The sequence below is a fragment of the Pigmentiphaga litoralis genome (assembly GCF_013408655.1).
GTDB lineage: Bacteria > Pseudomonadota > Gammaproteobacteria > Burkholderiales > Burkholderiaceae_B > Pigmentiphaga > Pigmentiphaga litoralis_A.
This window is the reverse complement of sequence record NZ_JACCBP010000001.1, coordinates 3807247-3827916: the sequence shown is the minus strand read 5'-3', so window position 1 is coordinate 3827916 and position 20670 is coordinate 3807247. Positions and strand designations below refer to the sequence as shown.

Here is a 20670-nt window from a genome sequence, read left to right as displayed (position 1 = left end):
ACGTCAACCATCAGAAAAACCGCTAGATCGCTGCACCGGCTTGGTCTATTCTCGATCAGGCCGCCTGCGTGCGTCCGTCAACGATGGTTGTTGCGCGCAATCATGTGATCTCTCAGCTTCCGCCCCACCCGCATCACCCGCCTCACCTTTCTACCGACGACAAAAAAATAAAACCTAGATTTGGGGACTCAGTGCCAGAAGTGTTTCACCCTCTTTTTCGGCAAGGAGTATTCGATGTCTTGTATGTTGTCTCGACCCGTCGCGCGCGCCGCGGTGGTGTTGTCCTGTCTGGTGTGGGGTGCGGCGTCGGCCGTGCTGCCGTCTTTCGCTGCCGCGGCTGACGCCTATCCCGTCCGGCCCGTCACGATCCTGGTGGGCACACCCGCAGGGGGCCCGGTCGACGTGTCCGCGCGCATCGCCGCAGAAGGCCTGGCCAAGCGCTGGGGCCAGCCGGTCGTGATCGAAAACAAGGTGGGCGCCAGCGAAGGCATTGCGGCGTCGCAGGTGTCGCGTGCGCCCGCCGATGGCTACACCTTGTACGTGTCGTCCACCAATCCCTTCACCAACAATCCCTTCCTGTTCGCCAAGCTGGGCTACGACCCGGCCAAGGGCTTTTCCAGCATCGGCGGGATCAGCGAGATTCCGATGGCCTTCGTCGCCAATCCCAAGGCGCCGTTCCAGTCAATGGCATCCCTGGTCAGCTATGCCAAGGCGCATCCGGGCGAGTTGTCGTGGGCCAGCGCGGGCGTCGGCACCATGAACCACATTGCGGGCGAGTGGGCTGCCGCCGATGCGGGCATCAAGGTCGTGCAGGTGCCTTACAAGGGCAGCGGTCCGGCCCTGACCGCGGTGGTGTCGGGCGACACGCCATATGGCGTGGTGTCGCTGGTGCAGGCCTTGCCCTTCGTCAAGAATGGCGCCGTGCGCATGCTGGCGGTCACCACCGGCAAACGCACGTCGATGGCGCCGGAGGTGTCCACCGTGGCGGAGTCGGGGGTACCCGGCTTCGACCTGGCCATCCGCACGGTCATGACGGCGCCGGTCGGCACGCCTGCCGCCATCATCGAGAAGATCAACGCTGATCTGAACGCGGTGCTGCAGTCGCCCGAGGTCCAGGCCAAGTTCGTCGGCCTGGGCGCCGACGTGATCGTGACCAGTCCGGCCGACCTGACGGCGATGCTGGACAAGGGACGCAGCGACATCGGCCGCGTGATTACCAACGCAGGCATCAAGCCCGAATAAGGCGGGGCCGCATGCAGCGCATCCTGATCACGAACATTGGCGAGTGCTTTACGGGTGACCTGGCCGAGCCGATGAAGGCGGTGCGGGCGATCGCGATCGCCGATGGCCGCATCGAAGCGTTCGACCCGGTGGATGCCATCGGCTGGGCCGAAAACAGCAGCCCTGGCGGTAGCGGACAGCGGGCGGCGAACGCGGCCCCGCCTGCCGGCTACGACGTGGTGATTGATGCCGCCGGTAGCGCCGTCGTGCCGGGTCTGATCGACGGCCATGTGCATCCGGTGCTGGGCGAATGGACGCCCGCGCAAGATGCGATCGGCTGGGTCGGCAACTACCTGCATGGCGGCACGACGACCATGCTGTCGGCGGGCGAATTGCATGCGCCCGGGCTCGATTACGGCGCGCTCACGCCCGACCTGGTGACCTCGCTCGCCGTGGTGACGGCGTCCACTTTCGGGTCCCAGCGATGGAGCGGCGTGAAGGTCTACGCGGGCACGGTATTGCTGGTGCCGGGCATGACCGAAGCCCACTTCGACCGCCTGGCCGCGGTCGGCGCGCGGCTGGTCAAGTTCCTGTTCTATCCGCTGGAAAGCCATCGTGACGAGGCCAGCCGTTACGTGGCCTGGGCGCGTGAACGCGGCATCCGCAGCAAGGTGCACACGGGCGGGGTGTCGCGGTCGGGCCTGAGCCAGATCTGCGGCTACGACACGCTGTCGTGGTTGCAGCCGGACATTGCCGCGCACGTATCGGGCGGCCCGATTCCGATGAGCGATCACGACATCGATCGCGTGGTTGATGATCTGTCGATGACGCTGGAGATGTGCTCATCGGGCAACTATGGATCAGGCTTGCGGCTGGTGAACCGGCTGCGCGAATCGGGGCAGTTGGGCCGGCTGACGCTGGGCAGCGACACGCCCGGCGGCACGGGCATCATCCCGCGCGGCATGTGGCGCAACATCCTGTTCCTGGCGTCGGTCTGCGGCGTGCCGGCGGCGCAAGCCGTGGCAATCGGCACGGGCAATACCGCGCGGGCGCACGGGCTGGATGTCGGCATCCTGGCGCCCGGCCGGCCAGCGGATCTGCTGATCTGCGGACCGGTGGAAGGGTCGGCCGGCACGACGCTGACCGACGCCATCACGCATGGCGATCTGCCCGGCATCAGCCATGTGCTGACGGCTGGCGAGATCATCGTGGCGGGGCGCAGCCGGCAGACGCCGCCGTCGCGCCTCAAGCCCGTCATGCAGTGCTGCGGGCAGGGACTGCCTGCGAGCGGCACCCTGACTCAACCGTCAAGATAGAAAATTTCACTTGAGCCTGCTTGTGGCGCGCCTATGCTGGGTGCTTGATCGGCTCACCTCCCCGGCTCACTTCACACAAAGAGACCGTCCATGTCTGAAGACGAACGCGCTACCCGGATCGCCCTTGCCGCCTGTTATCGCCTGCTTGCTCATCACGGCGTGGACGACCTGACCTACAACCATTTGTCGGCGCGGGTACCCAGTGCGCCCGACACGTTGCTCATCAAGCCCACCGACATGATGTTCGGCGAAGTGACCGCGTCGTCGCTCGGCCAGTATGACTTTGATGGCCGGCCGGTCAAGGACGATCGTCCTCGCCTGGCAGGCGGTGCACTCGTGATCCATGCCGGCCTGATGCAGGCGCGGCCCGATCTGAACGCCGTCTTCCATACGCACACCACCGCCAACATTGGCGTCGCGTCGCAGGAACACGGCCTGTTGATGATCAATCAGCATGCTGTCAAATTCCACAAGCGGCTGGGGTATCACACCTTTGGCGGCTACGAATTCAACATGTCGCAGCGCGAACCGCTCATCAAGAGCCTGGAAGGCTATCGCGCCATGCTGCTGCGCAATCACGGCGCCCTGGTCTGCGGCCGCACCTTGCCCGAAGCGTTCGTTGACAACCACTACCTGGAATTTGCCTGCCGCGGCCAGATCGCGGCGCTGTCAGGTGGCGCGGCCTACACCCTGATTCCTGATGAAGTGGCGGCGTTCGGGTCGTCACAGGTCAACTTCGACGATCCCGAAAAGACGGGCGCCAAAGACTGGGCGGCCTGCATGCGCCTGGCCTACAAGCTGGATCCGACGTTTGCCGATTGAAGGCAGGCCGGTCGCGTCCGGGCCCGCGGGGCCCGGCAGCATGTTCAGTGCGGGCGCCGGTTGTTCGAGTCATCAGCTCTGCAGTTTTTCCGTTCACCAGCAAAGGTCGCAATGAAAAAGGTGTGTGTGTTTGGCGCGGGCGCGGTGGGCGGGCATATTGCCGCCCGGCTGGCGCAAGCGGGGGTGGATGTGTCCGTGATTGCGCGCGGCGCGCATCTGAAAGCGATGCAGACATCGGGCTTGCGGCTTATTGCAGGTACCGAAGACGTTACGGTGCCGGTGCGGGCCAGCGACACGCCGGCCGATCTGGGCCCGCAAGACCTGGTCATCAGTACGCTGAAGGCCCAGGCATTGGGCGGCGTGGCGGCGCAGATGGCGCCGCTGCTGCACGACACGACGCCGGTGGTCTATGCCGTCAATGGCGTGCCGTGGTGGTATTTCCATGGACGCGTTCCCGATGCCGCCACCCGCCTGCCGCGGCTTGATCCCGACGGCGCCCTGTGGCGGCATGTCGGGCCCGCACGGGTGCTGGGCTGCGTGATCCGGTCACCCAATGAACTGGTCGAACCCGGCGTGATCCGCAGCATGACGGCCACCAATCGTTTCCTGGTGGGCGAGCTGGATGGAACGCTGTCGCCCCGCCTGCTCGATGCGGTCAGCGTCATGAAGGCGGGTCTGCCCGGGGCCGAGGCCACGTCCGACATCCGTGCCGACATCTGGAACAAGCTGCTGGTCAACCTGCCGACTTCCTTGCTGTCATCGTTGACAACGTCCACGACCAAGGAACTGATCGAAGACGACGGCGTGCGCGATCTGTATGTGCGCATCTGCCAGGAGACCTGCGCGATCGCTGCGCGGCATGGCTACCCTTTGCCGCTCGATCTGAATGAGCAGTTCGGGTATGTGGGCAAGAACGCGCATCGCCCGTCCATGTTGCAGGACCTGCTGGCAGGCCGGCCGCTGGAACTGGATGCGCAGTTGCTGGCGATGCAGGACCTGGCCCGCCAGGCCGAGGTGCCCACACCCACCATCGACATTGCCGTGACGCTGCTGGCCCAGCGCGCGCGGTCATCCTTCCAGGCTTCCCTGCGCTGAACCGACCGGGCCTTGTGCGGCGGCCCCGTGGCCCGATGATCCCTTGTTCGACGACCCGGCCCTCTTGGGGGCGCTTGGGTTACGCTTGCCACCTGGAAGTTGACGCAAGCGGGTAGATGCAAGCGGTTTGATGCAACCGGGATCGCAAACGCAATGACGCAAACGGGGACGCTCGGTCCATGACCTTGGAATGGCTTTCGGTCGGCCTGGAAGTGGCCGCCATCCACATCGCAGGTATTTTCGCGGCGGGGCACGCGATCATGAACACCCGGACATCGCAGGGAGCGATCGCCTGGGCCGTTGCGCTGGTGGCGGTGCCCTATGTGACGCTGATCCCGTATCTGTTCCTTGGCCGCACGCACTTCGCGGGCTATGTGGATGAAGCCACCTTCGACATCGCGCGCCGGTCCGCACGCAACGTCAGCGCGAACGAACCGGTGCTGCTGTCGTTTCGCGAACAGCACCATCCGGCCATGGACCCGTCCTTGCACCGGTACCGCGCCGTTGAAAAGCTGGTCGGCCACACGTTCGTGGCGGGCAACGATCTGCGTCTGCTCAAAGATGGCGAGGCCACGTTTTCGGCGATTCTGGATGCCATTGCCACGGCGCGCGACTACATCCTCATTCAGTTCTTTGTGGTGCGCAGCGACCGGCTGGGCATGGCGCTGCAGGCCGCCCTGCTGGCGCGCGCGGCCGACGGGGTCAAGGTCTACTTCCTGTACGACGGCATCGGCAGCCATTCGCTGGACCGTGGCTACATCGACGCGCTGCGGCTGGGTGGGGTCGAGATCCATGCGTTTTCGATCCGCCGGTTCCGTAACCGCTTCCAGCTGAACTTTCGCAACCACCGCAAGATCGTGGTGGTGGATGGCCGCCAGGCGTTCGTGGGCGGCCACAATGTCGGCGTGGAATACCTGGGCGAAAAGCCGCCGCTGGCGCCCTGGCGCGACACCCATGTCGCGATCCGCGGGCCGGTCATCGGCCAGATCCAGCGCACCTTCAGTGAAGACTGGTACTGGGTCACGCAGCAGTTGCCGGCCGTGCGCCCGGCCATGGAACAGGCAGGCGACATGCTGTGCCTGGGCCTGGCCAGCGGGCCGGCCGACGCGCAGGAAACCTGTTCGCTGTTTTTCGTCCAGGCCATTCACGCCGCCAGACGCAGGGTATGGCTGGCGTCGCCGTATTTCGTGCCGGACTCGGCCGTCAGCGCCGCGTTGCGCTTGGCCGTGTTGCGCGGCGTCGATGTGCGGGTGCTGGTGCCGTCACGCCCCGACCACCTGACGGTGTTCCAGGCGTCCTTGTTCCACACCTATGAGGCGGTGCATGCCGGCGTGAAGGTGTACCGCTACCAGCCCGGCTTCATGCACCAGAAGGTCATGCTGATCGATGACGACACGGCGTCGGTGGGCAGCGCGAATCTGGACAACCGGTCGTTCCGGTTGAATTTCGAATTGAACGTGCTTACGGTCAGCCCGTCGTTCGCGTCGCAGGTCGAAGCCATGTTGCTGGTGGACTTCGCCCATGCGACGCAGGTGGCGGCAGAAGAGTTTGCGGGCCTGACGCGGCTGCGCAAGGTGGCGATGCACGTAGCGCGGTTGTTCGCGCCGATCCTGTAGGCCGGATATCCGGACGACCGGACATCAGGACAACCGGATGACCGGACATCAGGACATCAGGACATCAGGACATCAGGACAACCGGACAACCGGACAACCGGACAACCGAATGACGGGCGGCCGGATATTGATGCGGCAGGCCTGCGTTGCAGCGGGCGCCTGCCGCCACCGCGGCTTACTTCTTCAGGAAGGCATCCACCGCCTGACGGCCCACGGCCGGATCATCCGTAAAGATGCCATCGACACCGGCGCGCAGATACGCCGTGATCTCGCCCGCGCTGTCGCCCCGCACGGTGGCATCGGCCACCGGGGCTTTCTTGAAGCTGGCGGGCAGGAAGCTGTTTTCCGGGCGCAGCGTCCAGATATGCATGGGCAGGCCGGCCGCCTTGGCGTTGGCCACCAGTGCGGTTGGCGACCCCAGCGCGCCGTTGACCACCGGAATCACCAGCGTCTTGTACGGGCCGATGCCATTGGCATACGACTTGATCGCCTGCAGGCCGGCCGGCGTCACCAGGTCGGCATACGAACGCGTTTCGGCCGCACCCTTCGCAATAAAGTCATAGGGCCGGCCGCCATCGGAAATCAGCTGGGCCAGGCGCACATTGGTCATCGTGCGCAATTGCTGCAGGTTCGCCACTTCAAACGACTGCACGAACACGGGCGCGTCGCGCGTCGTCAGCTTGTTGGCGTTCAGCACAGCCACCAACGGGGCCTCGAGCGGCTTGCCGATGCTCTGGAAAAAAGTCGGGTGCTTGGTTTCCGGATAGACGCCGATCGTGCGGCCGCGCTTTTGCGATTCAGTGCGGGCCAGGTCGATCACTTCCTGGAAGGTCGGAATAAGGAACTGGTTGTCGTAGCGGACATTGCCCGGGCGGATCGCCGGGATACGTTCGCGGGCACGCAGCGTCTTGATCTCGGCTAGCGTGAAGTCCTCTGTGAACCAGCCGGTGATGGCTGTGCCGTCGATCGTCTTGGTCGTCTTGCGCGACGCAAATTCGGGGCGGTCGACCACGTCGGTCGTGGCTTCGCGCACGGTGCCATCGGCATTCAGAATGGCGATGGCGTTTTCGTGACGGGCGATCAGGACGCCGTCGCGGGTGATGACCAGATCGGGCTCGATGATGTCGGCGCCGTCTTCGATGGCCTGGCGATAGGCTTCCAGCGTGTGTTCCGGGCGCAGGGCCGACGCGCCGCGGTGGGCCACCACGGTAGGCACCGGTGGCCAGTTGGCGCCGCTGGTTTCCCAGTTCTTGCTGTCGTCGTTGTCATCGCCGCCGCAGGCGGTCAGGGTGACCAGCGAGGCGCCAAGGCCCAGTGCCAGCTTGCTGGTGGTGGTGAAAGAAGAAAAGAAGGTCATGGAGCCGCCTGTTCGAATGTTGTAGGGGTGTCAGGTGCGTGATCCGATGGATTGCGCGAGCACGTCGAGTGTGACGGCCCCGCATGACAATGCGGTGGCATGACATGCAGGATGGGGAAATGCGGCACATCGGAGGGTTGGGTCAGGCGCGCGCAAGATGCCGCCGCGACGGCGCAGCCAGGCTGCATCCGGTCCGCGCGCCGTGGCGACAGCGAGCATTGATGCGGCTTTTGATGAGAGTGGTGTTGTGCCTACGGAACAGTCACGATGCGAATGAGAGTTACTATCGTCTTCCCCTTTTCCGTCGGACCCTGGACGTTTCGTGGTCGCGCGCTATTACCGAGAATTGCTGAATTTTCTGTCCCGTACCGTGGACGACCGCGACGCCGCGGCCGACCTGGCGCAGGAAAGTTACGCGCGTGTGCTTGCCGTGCAGCAGTCCGGGCAGACCGTGGCCGAACCTCGCGCGCTGCTGTATCGCACCGCGCGCAATCTGGTGATCGACCGGTATCGGCGCGGGGCGGTGCGGGGGGAAACGCTCTCGCTCGATGACGATGCCGCCGATGTGCACCAGCCCGTGCTGCAGGCGCCGTCGGCATCCGAACCCGAAGCATCGGCCGTTTCCTCGCAAGGCGTTGCAGCCTTGCTGGCGGTGATTGGCGGCCTGCCTCTGCGCTGCCGCGAGGCGTTCATCCTTCATAAATTCGACGGGCTGTCGCAGGCCGAAGTCGCGCAGCACATGGGCATCTCGGTCACCATGGTCGAGCGTCATCTCAAGCTCGCCATGAAGGCCTGCCGCGCCTGTCGCGATGGGGACGGGGAGCAGGTTGGGGTGGACGCGACTCGCGCGTCTACATCCCTACGCTCCTGAATCGGACACCTCCGCCGCGATGCCTTCTTCCTTGCCCGACCGCGATGCCGCCGACGCTGACGTTCCCGCGCATGCTGCGCGCGATGGCGCCGTGTTCGACGAGGCCGCTCGCGCGGACGCGGCGATCGATGACGCCGCGCTGTATGACGGCGCGGTGGACGACGCGGCCCTGGATGACGTTGCGCTGGATGACGTTGCGCTGGACTGGTTCATGCGACGTGGCCGCCCAGGTACCCCGGCGGACGACGCGGCGTTTGCGGCGTGGCTGAGCCAGGACCCGGCCCATCGGGCGGCGTACGACCGCTGTCAGCAGGATTGGAACGCCCTGGATGCCTTGCCCGCTGCGGGTATCGCGCAACTGCGGGCGGACCTGGATCGTGACCTGCGGGTAGAACAACAGTCAGCGCGCATGGCAGGAAGTGCAGCCGTAAGCGCAGCTAGAAGCCCATCCGTAAGCGCAGCTAGAAGCTCATCCGGAAGCTCATCCAGCCGGGCACCGCTTGGCGCATCACCCCACCCATCACCCCACCCATCACCTCGCCCGTCACCCCACCCAAACACCGGCGGCTGGCGTGCCTGGCTGATCCAGGGCGCCTTCGCGTTTGTATTGGTGCTGGCCTGTGGAGGCGGGTACCTGGCGTGGGACCACTGGCAGCGCCAGCCCGTCTTTACACAGCAATTTGCCAGCGCGCGCGGGCAGCAGCTCGACATCACCTTGCCCGATGGCAGCCGTCTGCGCCTCGACACCGCCACCCGCGCCGAAGTCACGCTGTATCGCACGCGGCGCGAGGTGCGGCTGCCGGAAGGGCAGGCTGTGTTCCAGGTGCACAAAGATGCGGCGCGGCCCTTTGACGTGCTGGCCGGCCCCCTCAAAGTGACCGTGATCGGCACGCGATTTTCGGTGCGACATACCCCCGGCATGTTGGACGATGGCGGCGTGCGGGTCGCGGTGGAAGAAGGCCGCGTGCGGGTAGCGCGAGCCAGTGCCGGGACACACGCGGGGCGCCATGCAGGGACCGATACAGGGTCGGCATCGGCAGACGCTCCAGCCAACGGCGCCGACGCATCGGGCGCCGCGTGGTCCGCCGATGTCATCGAACTGGGCGCGGGACAGCAGGTCGCCAGCGATGCCTACGGCCGGCTGGGCAGCATTGCTCAGGTCGCCGCCGCCGGCATCGCGCCGTGGCGCGAAGGCCGCATTTCCTTCCAGGACACGCCCTTGTCCGCCGCCATCGCCGAGTTCGAACGCTACGGTCCGACCGGCCTGGTGATCGCTGATCCCGAAGTGGGTGCGCTGCGCCTGACCGGCACGTTCGACCCGATGCGCACCGCCAACTTCAAGCTGGCATTGCCGCGCGTGCTGCCAGTGCAACTGCGTGCGCAAGGCGACACCGTCGAGATCGTGCGCCGCTGAATAACGGCCGTTGAAAAACACCTGAAAAAACTGTCGAGCACAGGTTGGGGTTCTCGTGACGTCGCGCGTCTACACGAGAAGGCTTCCCATTCCCCTTATCTGGAGTTCGACCGCAATGTCCCGTTTCCGTCTTCGACCCGCCGTCTCGACCCTGGCAATCGCGCTTGCCTTCGGTCCCCTCGGCGCGTTGGCGCAGACCGCGCCACTGGTGGCCGCCCGGCCGGTCGATATCCGGATCGCGGAACAACCGCTGGCCCAGGCGCTGGACGACTTGGCGCGGCAGACGCGGTTGGAATTGATGGTGCAACACAGCTTGGTGGCGGGCAAGACGGCGCCTGCGGTGTCCGGCCGCCTGACGCCGCAGCAGGCCGTGGAACGGCTGCTGGCCGGCACCGGGTTGTCGGCCGACGTGACAGGCACGATCCTGACCATCAAGCCGGCATCGCCCACTTCCGGCCAGTCGGCACCGGCGACGTTGGCCATGGTCCCGGTCACCGCGCAATACGAACGCAGCCCCATCACCGAGCAAAGCGAGTCGTACACCACCACGGGCATCACCATTGGCCGCATGCAGCAAAGCCTGCGCGAAACGCCGCAGTCGGTCACGGTCGTCACGCGTCAGCAGATGAATGACCAGGTGTTGACCAGCGTCGACCAGGTCATGGCGCAAGCCACCGGCGTCACCAAATCGCAGCGCAACTTCGGCAGCCACCAGTTCGCGATTCGCGGCTTCACGGTCAATGACGAGAACTACCTGCTCGATGGCATTCCGGGCATGCTCTACAACATCGGCGGCTGGGTGCCGGTCGACACCGCCATCTTCGATCGCGTGGAAATCCTGCGCGGCGCGGCCGGCATGGTGGTCGGCGCAGGCGACCCGAGCGGCGCCATCAACCTGGTGCGCAAACGTCCGCGCGCCGACAAACACTTCGACGTGACCGCCACGGTCGGCTCGTGGGACCGGTATCGCGCCGAAGTCGACACGGGCGGCCCGCTCAATGCCGAAGGCACGGTCCGCGGCCGCGTGGTCGCAGCGTATGACGATCGCAACTACTTCTACGACGTGTCGCACTCGCGTCAGCCGCTGTTCTATGGCGTGATCGATGCCGACCTGGGGCGCGACACGACCCTGACCGTGGGCGCGCGGCGTCAGGAAAACCGCATCAACGGCTACTGGCTGTTCGGGCTGCCGCGTTACACGGATGGCAGTGCACTGAACGTCTCGCGGTCCACGTCGCTGGCGCAGGACTGGAACCGCCATCACGCCACGGCCACTGAAGTGTTCGGCGAACTGGAACACCGCTTCGACCGCGACTGGAAAGCGCGACTGACCGTCAACCGAACCGAAAGCTCGGTCGAACAGAAGGTTGGCATCGCGCGCGGCGCGGTGAACCCGGTCACGGGTGTCGGCACGCGCCTGTTCTCGACCCAGTTCAAGGATCTGGACGTGACCAGTACCGGCCTGGACGCCAACGTCGGCGGCAGCTTTACCGCCTTTGGTGGGCGTCATCAGGTGTTGATTGGCGCGACGTCTGTGCGCCAGAATTACTTTAATCAGACCGTCTCGTCGGCGCTCGGCAGCGCGGTCGATATCAACAATCCTAATTCGTCCGCCGTGCCCGAACCCCTGTCGCCGGCTTGGACCTTCCAGGACCGCCAGAACGACCGGCGCTACAGCCTGTACGCCAGTTCGCGCCTGCAACTGGCCGAACCCCTGCACCTGCTGCTGGGCGGCCGCTTCAACTGGATCGACTTCAAGTCGCGCGACCAGATCAGCGGCAACCGTACCGAATTCAAGGAAAGCGGCGAGTTCACGCCCTATGCCGGCCTGGTGTTCGACGTGAACCGTCAATGGTCGCTGTACGGCAGCTATGCCGACACCTTCGCTCCGCAAAGCCAATACCGCACGGCAGCGGGCAGCGTGCTGGCCCCGGCCGTCGGATCCAACATCGAAGCGGGTGTGAAAGGCGAACTGTATGAAGGCCGCCTGAACGTTTCGGCCGCCGTTTTCCACACCAAGAAGAATGGCGTGGCGGTGCTGGACGCGGCCAATCCCGATGGCTGCCCGAGCGGCGGCGCGACGTCGTCGTGCTACCTGAGCGGCAGCACGCTGCGTAGCCGCGGCTTTGAAGTGGAAGCCACCGGCGAAGTGCTGCCCGGCTGGCAAGTCGCCGCCGGCTACACCTATGTGTCGAGCCGCGACAATGCCGGCGAAACCATCAGCGCCGAAACGCCGCACCACTTGTTGCGTGTGTCAACCAACTATCGTTTGCCGGGCGATCTGAACGACTGGACCATCGGTGGCGGGGTGTCTGCGCAAAGCCGCTATTCCTACTTCGCGGCCGACAACACGGCGGTCCGCATGGGCACCGGCGGCCGCGCCGTGTTCGACCTGCGCGCGTCCTACCGCGTGAACCGTCAATGGACGGTGGGCCTGAACATCGGCAACCTGTTCGACAAGACCTACTACGCGATGCTGGGCGAACTGCGCCGGGGCAACTACTACGGTGAACCGCGCAGCGCGACGCTGGTCGTTCGCGGCTCGTTCTGATCACCGCAGGCCGTCTCGCATGAAGGCGCATTTCCGTCAGAGCATGGCGTGGCTGCACACCTGGTGCGGCCTCGTCTGTGGCTGGCTGCTGTGCGCCATTTTCCTGACCGGCACACTCAGCGTGTTTCGCGACGAAATCACGCGGTGGATGGAAGCCGAACCCGTCGTGGTGGCGCACGCATCGTCCACCGGGCCCGCTGCTGCCGAGCAGGTAGCGATGGGCACGGCCTACCTGGCGGCGCAGGCAGCCGACGCGCGCTTCTGGCGCATAGAACTTCCCAAGCGGGAAGGCGCGCCGCTGAACGTGTTCTGGCGGATCGGCACCACCAATCAGCAGGCCGCGCTGGACCCGCAAACGGGCCAGGTCGCCGACATTCCTGCCGCCCGCAAGACCACGGGCGGCGGCCACTTCGTCAAATTCCATTACTCCCTGCAGGCCGATGTCCCCGGCTTCTATGTGGTGGGCGTGCTCTCGGCCGGCATGTTGATCGCGCTCATTTCCGGCGTGGTGATCCACAAGAAAATATTCATCGACTTCTTTACGTTCCGGTGGGGCAAGGGGCAGCGGTCGTGGCTGGATGCGCACAACGCCACCGCCGTGCTCACCTTGCCCTTCCTGTTCATGATCGTCTACACAGGGCTGGCGATCTTCTACACCAGCTATGTGCCGATGCCGATGGAGACGGTATATGGCAACGACGGCAAGGCCTTCAGCCGCTTCGAAGCCGACGTGGCGTCGCACGCGCCCGCGCATGGCATCGCCCCATTGGGCGCGCTGTCTTTGCGTGACCTGTCCCGCCCCCTGGCCGTGGCCGAGACGGTCCTGGGCCGGCCGATCGGACGTGTACTGATCGATCGGCCAGCCAGCGCCGATCCCAAGGTGCGCTTCTTTGGCGCCAAGACCGACACCGGCGACTCGCCCCGTCTGCTCAATGCCGAAGGCAGCATCACCTTCTCTGCCGCCAAGGGCGCCGTAACGGCCTTTGACGCGTCAGACCCCATGCCGTTTTCGATCCACGACATCCACCGCGCCACCGAATACCTGCACCGCGTGGCCTTTGGCGGCGCGGTCATGCAGTGGCTGTACTTCCTGAGCGGCCTGGCCGGCACCGCCATGATGATCACCGGGTCCCTGCTGTTTTCCACCAAGCGCCGGCTCAAGCACGACCACGCCTTCGGCGCTGCCACGCCGTATCTGTATCGCGCCATCGAATCGTTGAACGTCGCATTGATCGCCGGATCAGCCATTGCCAGCATTGCCTACTTCTACGGGAATCGATTGATCCCTGCCGATGTGATCGGCCGCGCGCCGATGGAAATCCGGGTGTTCTTCTGGGTGTGGCTGGCGACACTTGTCCACGCCGTGGTGCGGCCGCCGCAACGCGCGTGGGTCGAGCAAGCCGCGGCCGGGGCGATGCTGTGCGCGTGCCTGCCGTTGCTGAACGCGATCACGACCGGACAGCATCTGGGGGTGTATGTGGCAGCAGGGGACTGGGCGCGGGCGGGGGTGGAGATCACCAGTCTCGGCTTCGCAATGCTGCTGGCGGCGATCGCCTATCGTGCGGCGCGGGCGCCGGTCGCGGTCAAACGCAAGGCGCCTGCCGTGCGGCCCGCGTCTGCACAGGCGGCGTCTTCATGAGCGGCATCAGGTCATGATGAACATGCCTGTCTCGCTCACCGTCTTCGTTGACGAGCGCGTCGCGTCATGAGCGGCGCTGCATCCTCCCGCTCGCCCGCCGCCTACCGCTGGGGCGTCTTCAGCCGGGTGATGGCGGCCAGTCTCGGCGCCTACGCGCTGGCATCCTTGGCGTCGTCTGTCCTCGCCGTCGCGCTACCGATGCTGTCCGCCATCTCGGTGGCCGACGGCGTGATCATCGGCACACTGATGAGTTTCGTGTTCCATGCGGCCGCCGCGATCTGGGTGTTCGCGACGCGATCGGCAGTGCGGGCGTGGATCGGCATCGGCGCCGTGTCGGGGTGCCTGGCGCTGCTCCTGAAAGGCTTGCACGCGTTGGCGTGAGCAGGGGAATGGGAGCCGGTGAATGCGAGCCGGTGCATGGGACCGGTGAACGCATCCGGTGAATTAGGCAGTTGACTTCGAGTGCACTCGAAGTCGTACGCTACACCCATGACGACATTTCTTTCCATCGCCGAGGCGGCCGCCGCCACCGGCCTGTCCGCCACCACCCTGCGCTACTACGAACAGATCGGCCTTATCGCGCCGATCGAACGCCGCAGCGGCGCGCGCCGCTATGGCGACGCCGACCTGCGCTGGATCGAATTCCTGGTTCGGCTGCGGGCCACCGGCATGTCCATGCGCGACATGCAGCGCTATGCCGAACTGCTGCGGCTCGGCCCCACCCCCGACTCCGTGGCCGAGCGCCAGGCGCTGCTCGAAGACCACGCGCGGCGGGTCGAAGCCGACCTCGACACCCTGACCGATACCCTGGCCCGCATCCGCGCCAAGATCAGCGGCTATGCCGCCCTGAAAGCCCCCGACGCCCCCGGCGCGGCCGACGCGCCCCTCTGTTCCACTACCCGGAGATCTGCAGCATGACCACGACACTTCCTACCCGTACCCTGGGCCGCAACGGCCCCACCGTCTCGTCCATCGGCCTCGGCTGCATGGGCATGAGCGACTTCTACAGCGATCGCGACGATGCCGAATCCATCGCCACGCTGCATCACGCGCTGGACCTGGGCGTCAACTTCCTGGACACCGCCGACGCCTACGGCCCGCATACCAACGAACAACTGATCGGCAAGGCGATCGTTGATCGCCGCAACCAGGTGATCCTGGCAACCAAATTCGGTCTGGTGCGCGATCCGGCCAATCCCGCGGCGCGCGGCTTCAATGGGCACCCGGATTACGTGCGCGCCAGTTGCGAAGGCAGCCTGCGGCGGCTGGGCGTCGATCACATCGACGTGTACTACCAGCACCGCGTCGACACGAACGTGCCGATCGAAGACACCGTGGGCGCGATGGCCGACCTGGTGCATGCCGGCAAGGTGCGCTGGCTGGGCCTGTCCGAAGCGTCCGCCGCCACCATCGCCCGCGCCGTGGCCGTGCACCCGATCGCCGCCGTGCAAAGCGAATATTCCCTGTGGACCCGCGACCCCGAAACCACCGGCACGCTGGCCGCCTGCCGCGCGCACGGCATCAGCTTCGTCGCCTATTCGCCCCTGGGCCGCGGCTTCCTGACCGGCGCCTTCACCACGCCCGACGACCTGCCCGCCGACGACTACCGCCGCACGTCCGCCCCGCGTTTCCAGGGCGACAACTTTGCCGACAACCTGCGGCTGGTCGACGTCGTCAAAACCCTGGCCGCCGCAAAGGGCGTGACGCCGGCGCAACTGGCATTGGCCTGGGTGCTGGCGCAGGGCGACGACATTGTCCCGATTCCCGGCACGAAGCGGCGCAAGTACCTCGACCAGAACGTCGGCGCGCTGGCCGTGACGCTGGACGCGGCGGATCTGAAGGCGCTGAACGATGCCTTCCCGCCGGGAGTGGCGGCGGGGCTGCGGTATCCGGAAGCGTTTATCGGGTCGGTGAACGTGTAGGGTTTGAAGGTCAGGGGACGGCGCACGTGGCGGTCCAGCCGGTCAGTGGCGCCATCGGGAAATCGTTTGCCACAACGCTGTCCACATTGGTGAACCCGGTGTCGCGCAGCGCCTGCGCCATTTCACCTGCTGCCGTGACATGCCGGCCCAACATCATCATGGACAGGTAGTACGGCAGCACAGCGGCTGCCTCTTGGGGCGTCGCACCGACTTCCGCTTGCGCGCACACCAGGACACCGCCAGGGCGCAACGCCGCATGAATGCGCCGTAACGTGGCGGCGACATCGGGAACGAAGTGCAGCACCGATGCGCACCAGATCACGTCGTACCCCGTGCCGATATCGTCGATGGCCAGGTCCCCACCGATCACCGACAGGCGGTCATCCAGCCCTGCGGCAGTAATGTTCTCTTGGGCAACCTCGGCCGTTTCGGGCAAGTCGAACACGACGGCGTTCAGTTGGGGAAAGTCGTTGGCGAGCGCGATGGCCACCCAGCCAGGGCCGCCGCCCAGGTCCAGCAGGCGAGTGGCGGTGTTCATGGCAGGGACGCGAGCCATGACACGGCTCGCAGCGGCAACGGTAAAAGCGCGTTGCTCCTGGCCGATCTGTGCACGGGCTGCGCTGGCCCACAACGCGCCCATCGCGGCGCTTCCTGGCGGCGAAGACGGTGGAACACTGGGCGTCGCCTCTGCGGGTGCCGCAGCAGTCGCGGCCACGGCAGGAGGCGTCAGCCGATTCCGCAATCGCGCGCCCGATTCACGCATAGCCTTCAAACGGACTATCCATGCGTCCCCGCAATCGACCTTCTGCCACAGCGCCGGTGAGCGGCGCTATCGATCGGGCACCTCGGTCACGCAACTGCGATTGCGCATCGACCAGACGGCCATGACGCGCTACTTCGGGCCCGACGCATGGCATACGTGGGCGCCTGACAGCAGTGTCCGCCTTTGTGCGTCTCAAAAGACGTCCGAGGCGGTATCCGCGCACGTCGCGGCAATGCTGCATCAGGTGACGCAAGAAAGCGCCGCGTCGATCGACCTGTACATCCCTGCCTTGAGTCTGCTTGCCAAGGTAATGCGTGGAATGCAAAAAGCACCTTCACGCAGTGCTGGCCTGAGCCACCGGGACCTGGAAAAGATTGAGCACGTTCATGAAATCATGCAGACGCAACTGCACCGTCCATTGACACTCGACTACCTGTGCCTGACCGCGGGATTGAGCGTGTTCAAGCTCAAAGACGGCATTCGCCGCCGTTACGGCACGACACCGCACCGGCTGCTGCACGACCCTGCGGATGCAGCGTGCCTGGACGCTGCTGGAAGCGGGGTGCCAGGTCGCGCAGGCGGGCTGGCAGGTGGGCTATGCGCACCCCGGCAATTTCGGTGCGGCGTTCGCCGCGTATTTCGGCAGGTCGCCCAAGACCGTGTTCGGCAAACGGCATTGAGTCACGCGGCGCACCCTCGGCAATAATGCCCCCATGACCGACACCGTCCCGCTGCGCGTCCTGCGCACCCTTGCTGCTGTTGCCGAGACCGGCAGCGTGACGCGCGCTGCGCGTGCCTTGCATCAATCGTCGTCATCAGTCTCGCGCGCGGTGCAAAGCGCAGAGGCGACGCTGGACATCCGCCTGTTCGACCGCGGTGCGCGCGGCGTGTTGCCCACCGCGGCGGGCGAGGTGCTGGCGATGCGGGTCACGCGCGCCATGCAGTTGTTGCGGGCGGCGGCGGACGGGTTGCAGCTGCGGGGGGCTCCAGCGTCGGTGGCGGCGTTGCCGCGGCTGGTCAGCGACACCTCGTTGCAGGCCTTGGCGGCGCGGTCGGCCCACCTGACCGAAAGCGCGGCCGCAGTAGCCCTGGGCATGTCGCAATCGGCATTGCACCAAGCGTTAGGCCGGCTGGAACATCTGGCCAAGGTGCAGCTGTTCGAACGCACCCGGATCGGTACGCGGCTGAACGAGTCGGGGCGCTGGCTGCTGCAGCACACGCAGCAGGCGCTGGCCGAGATCCGGATCGGGCATGAAGAACTGGCGCGGTGGCGCGGCCTGACAGGCCGGCAGGTATCGATCGGATCGTTGCCGATTGCGGGCGATGTGCTGGTGCCGCGGGCGGCGGCACTCGCCCTTGCGGCGCAGCCGGACCTGCGCCTGGCTGTCAAGGACGGGACCTATGACGCGCTGATCGACATGTTGCGGGCGGCGGATATCGACTTCGTGGTCGGGCCGCTACGAGGCGTGTCGGCCGCGCCGGACCTCGTGGAAGAAGTCCTGTTTGTCGACCGGTTCGTGGCGGTGGTGCGGGCGGGGCATCCACTGTTGAACCGGCCCCGGCGTAAAGGCGTTGCGGCCCAACTCAAGCAGATGGTGGCCTACCCCTGGATCGGCGCCTTGCCGGGCACGCCTGCGCAGCGGGCGTTCGAGCGGCTGTTTGCCGACGCGGGCATTGCACCGCCCGAAGTGTCCTTGCAGGCGCACAGCACGGCCGTGGTCCGGTCGGTGTTGCTGTCGGGGGATCACATTGCGTTGGTGTCGCCCCTGCAGGTGCGGGCCGAGGTGGACGGCGGCCTGCTGGTGCATGCCTGCGGTCCTTTTGTCGGAACCGAGCGTGCCATTGGCATCGCCCAGCGGCGGGACGCGCTGGCGTCGTCGGCCTGCGCGCACGTGCTGGCCTGCCTGCGCCAGGCGACAGTCGAAGCGACCGGCAATAAGTAGAACGCAACGCTTGCTCCCCAGCATGCAAGGCTGAAGCCGCGTTGGCACGACCTATGCTCCGTATACTGAGTTCCCAAGAGCAACGTGCGTCGGACCGTTAGCGGTCGCTCGGCACGCGACCCCCACGAGCGGGATCGCTGCCAACGCACGGACACGACACCAATAGGGGACAGGCATGAAGCATTGGATAAACGCAACGGTCGCCATCACGGCTGCCGGACTGATGGCAGGCTGTGCGGCCCCGATGCAGACGGCGGTTCCGACCATCCCGACCACGCCAACCCCGTCCGGCCCGGTCGAAGTCGTGTGGCTTGGCCAGGCCGGCTTCAAGATCACGACGCCGGGCGGCAAAGTCATCGTGACTGATCCCTGGCTGCGCACGAACCCCAGCGCGCCGTCGCCGTACAAGGAGCTGGATGGCTTTGGCAAGATCGACGTGCTGCTGGTCAGCCATGGCCATTTCGACCACATTGCCGATGCGCCCGCGCTGTCCCAGCGCTACAACGTGCCGCTGCGCGCGCCGGGAGACCTGAGCCAGGCGCTGACGACCTTGGGCGTGCTGCCACCAGCGATGCTGCCGCGCATGAACAAGGGCGGCACGGTCCAGCCGGCGCCCGGCATCAAGGTCACTGCGGTGCATGCCGAACATTCGTCGGTCTATGTGTGGCGCAACCCGGGATCGGGCAAGGACGAGACGCATGCGGGCGGTGAACCTGTCGGCTGGATCATCGAGCTTGAAAACGGCTTCCGGATCTACCACGCGGGGGACACGGCAGCCTTCGGCGACATGCGCCTGATCAACGAACGCTACAAGCCCGACCTGGCGCTGGTGCCGATCGGCGGCAACTTCACCATGGACCCGGTCGACGCCGCCTGGGCCGTCAAGGACATGATCCGGCCCAAGGTGGTGATCCCGATCCACTACGGTACGAACCCGCTGGCACTCGGCACCGCCGCGCAATTCCAGGAAGCCATGGGGCAGAGCGACATTCGTGTCATCGTCGCCAAGCCCGGCCAGCCGCTGACATTCTGACGCGGCCGCGGGGCATAGGGGCGCGGGCCCCTTGCCCCACGCGCACGATCATTGATTTCAACAACAACATCCGAGACACCCATGACTTTCCTTCTGCGCGCACGCCGCCGCCACGTACTGCAAACACTCGCCGCCACGTCCCTGGCGCTACTGACAGGCGCCGCCTTCGCGCAAGACGCCGCCAGCTATCCCGACAAGCCCCTGCGCATGATCGTGCCCTTCACCCCCGGCGGATCGACCGACATCCTGGGCCGCACCATCGCCCAGCAACTGAGCCTGGCCTGGGGCAAGTCCGTGGTCGTGGAAAACATTCCGGGCGCGGGCGGCAGTATCGGCGCGGACAAGGTCGCCAAGGCGCCGGCCGATGGCTACACCCTGCTGATGGGGCACATCGGCACCCTGGCCGTCACGCCGTCGCTCTATTCCAAGCTGCCGTATGACCCGATCAAATCCTTTGCGGCGGTCGCATGGGTCGCGCGCGTGCCGAACGTGTTGGTCGTGCACGCGTCGGTGCCTGCCAAGACCCTGAAGGAACTGGTCGACTATGCCAAGGCCAACCCCAACCAGCTCAATTACGGGTCGGGCGGCAACGGCAGCGCGGCGCATATCGCCACCGAATACCTGAAGCTGCAAAGCGGCACGCAGATCCAGCATGTGCCTTACAAAGGCACCGGCCCGGCCGTGAATGACCTGCTCGCGGGCCACATCAAGATGATGTTCACGGGCGTGCCGGCAGTGATCGCGCAGATCAAGGCAGGCCAGTTGCGCGCGATCGCCGTGTCGTCCCCCCACCGCGTCAAGCTGTTGCCCGACGTGCCGACCGTGGCCGAAAGCGGTTATGCCGGCTTTGAAGCCGACCAGTGGTACGGCGTGGTCGCACCGGCCAACACACCGCGGGCGATCGTTGAAAAGCTCAACAAACAGATCAACCAGTCGCTGTCGTCGCCCGATATCGAAACGCGTCTGGCCAGCGAAGGCGCGGAGGCCACCCCCAACACGCCCGAAGTGTTTTCCAAGCTGATCGTGACCGAGATCGCGCGATGGCGCACGGTGATCGAAAAGGGAGGGGTGAAGGTCGAGTAACGTTGACGTGCCTGCAGACCAGCA

At 65.9% G+C, this 20670-nt stretch carries 17 protein-coding genes and 1 pseudogene; 16 read left to right on the top strand and 2 right to left on the bottom strand.

The window, feature by feature from the left end:
* Window positions 1-243: 243 nt before the first annotated feature.
* The 5 genes and pseudogenes from HD883_RS17395 (at window position 244) to cls (ending at window position 6070) form a co-directional block, all read left to right on the top strand.
* Window positions 244-1242, top strand: a complete 999-nt coding sequence (locus HD883_RS17395; RefSeq protein ID WP_179583226.1) for a Bug family tripartite tricarboxylate transporter substrate binding protein — start codon at window positions 244-246, stop codon at window positions 1240-1242.
* A gap of 11 nt (window positions 1243-1253) precedes the next feature.
* Entirely contained in the window at window positions 1254-2537 is a 1284-nt protein-coding gene (locus tag HD883_RS17390; RefSeq protein WP_179583235.1) for an amidohydrolase family protein, read from the top strand.
* A gap of 87 nt (window positions 2538-2624) precedes the next feature.
* Window positions 2625-3359: pseudogene (locus HD883_RS17385) on the top strand (class II aldolase/adducin family protein); the annotation flags it as partial.
* A 111-nt stretch (window positions 3360-3470) separates the two neighbouring features.
* Window positions 3471-4454 carry a ketopantoate reductase family protein gene (locus tag HD883_RS17380; protein ID WP_179583239.1) on the top strand — a complete coding sequence of 328 codons (984 nt, stop codon included), beginning with the start codon at window positions 3471-3473 and terminating at the stop codon, window positions 4452-4454.
* A 179-nt stretch (window positions 4455-4633) separates the two neighbouring features.
* Entirely contained in the window at window positions 4634-6070 is a 1437-nt protein-coding gene (gene cls, locus HD883_RS17375; protein WP_179583241.1) for a cardiolipin synthase, read from the top strand.
* 175 nt (window positions 6071-6245) lie between these two features.
* Here the strand turns inward: cls and HD883_RS17370 are convergent, their stop codons facing one another.
* Window positions 6246-7427 (bottom strand): glycerophosphodiester phosphodiesterase, encoded by a 1182-nt coding sequence (locus HD883_RS17370; protein WP_179583243.1) that lies wholly within the window; start codon window positions 7425-7427, stop codon window positions 6246-6248.
* Between the two features lie 322 nt (window positions 7428-7749).
* Between HD883_RS17370 and HD883_RS17365 the strand changes: the two genes are divergently transcribed.
* The 7 genes from HD883_RS17365 (at window position 7750) to HD883_RS17335 (ending at window position 15824) form a co-directional block, all read left to right on the top strand.
* Entirely contained in the window at window positions 7750-8298 is a 549-nt protein-coding gene (locus HD883_RS17365) for a sigma-70 family RNA polymerase sigma factor (protein WP_179583245.1), read from the top strand.
* A gap of 19 nt (window positions 8299-8317) precedes the next feature.
* Window positions 8318-9712 carry a FecR family protein gene (locus tag HD883_RS17360; RefSeq protein WP_179583247.1) on the top strand — a complete coding sequence of 465 codons (1395 nt, stop codon included), beginning with the start codon at window positions 8318-8320 and terminating at the stop codon, window positions 9710-9712.
* A gap of 115 nt (window positions 9713-9827) precedes the next feature.
* Complete coding sequence (locus HD883_RS17355) at window positions 9828-12263, top strand: TonB-dependent siderophore receptor (protein WP_179583249.1); 2436 nt, start codon at window positions 9828-9830, stop codon at window positions 12261-12263.
* Window positions 12264-12282: 19 nt separating this feature from the next.
* The gene (locus HD883_RS17350) at window positions 12283-13902 is read left to right on the top strand and encodes a PepSY-associated TM helix domain-containing protein (protein ID WP_179583251.1); all 1620 of its coding nucleotides are present in this window, start codon (window positions 12283-12285) and stop codon (window positions 13900-13902) included.
* A gap of 66 nt (window positions 13903-13968) precedes the next feature.
* The gene (locus HD883_RS17345; protein ID WP_179583253.1) at window positions 13969-14283 is read left to right on the top strand and encodes a DUF3649 domain-containing protein; all 315 of its coding nucleotides are present in this window, start codon (window positions 13969-13971) and stop codon (window positions 14281-14283) included.
* A 108-nt stretch (window positions 14284-14391) separates the two neighbouring features.
* Complete coding sequence (locus HD883_RS17340; RefSeq protein ID WP_179583255.1) at window positions 14392-14820, top strand: MerR family transcriptional regulator; 429 nt, start codon at window positions 14392-14394, stop codon at window positions 14818-14820.
* The gene (locus HD883_RS17335; RefSeq protein WP_179583257.1) at window positions 14817-15824 is read left to right on the top strand and encodes an aldo/keto reductase; all 1008 of its coding nucleotides are present in this window, start codon (window positions 14817-14819) and stop codon (window positions 15822-15824) included. Before HD883_RS17340 ends, HD883_RS17335 begins: the two co-directional genes overlap by 4 nt.
* 10 nt (window positions 15825-15834) lie before the next feature.
* Here HD883_RS17335 and HD883_RS17330 read toward each other — a convergent pair whose 3' ends face one another.
* Entirely contained in the window at window positions 15835-16380 is a 546-nt protein-coding gene (locus HD883_RS17330) for a class I SAM-dependent methyltransferase (RefSeq protein ID WP_218863108.1), read from the bottom strand.
* Between HD883_RS17330 and HD883_RS28095 the strand changes: the two genes are divergently transcribed.
* The 4 genes from HD883_RS28095 to HD883_RS17310 all read left to right on the top strand — a co-directional run bounded on the left by HD883_RS28095 (window position 16379) and on the right by HD883_RS17310 (window position 20646).
* Window positions 16379-17293, top strand: coding sequence for a hypothetical protein (locus tag HD883_RS28095; protein WP_257022269.1), 915 nt, complete (start codon window positions 16379-16381; stop codon window positions 17291-17293). The two genes, HD883_RS17330 and HD883_RS28095, sit on opposite strands and share 2 nt — an antisense overlap.
* Window positions 17294-17300: 7 nt before the next feature.
* Window positions 17301-18530, top strand: coding sequence for a LysR family transcriptional regulator (locus HD883_RS17320; RefSeq protein WP_179583259.1), 1230 nt, complete (start codon window positions 17301-17303; stop codon window positions 18528-18530).
* Between the two features lie 175 nt (window positions 18531-18705).
* The gene (locus HD883_RS17315; protein ID WP_257022268.1) at window positions 18706-19563 is read left to right on the top strand and encodes a metal-dependent hydrolase; all 858 of its coding nucleotides are present in this window, start codon (window positions 18706-18708) and stop codon (window positions 19561-19563) included.
* 81 nt (window positions 19564-19644) lie between these two features.
* The gene (locus HD883_RS17310; RefSeq protein WP_179583261.1) at window positions 19645-20646 is read left to right on the top strand and encodes a Bug family tripartite tricarboxylate transporter substrate binding protein; all 1002 of its coding nucleotides are present in this window, start codon (window positions 19645-19647) and stop codon (window positions 20644-20646) included.
* Window positions 20647-20670: the final 24 nt, after the last annotated feature.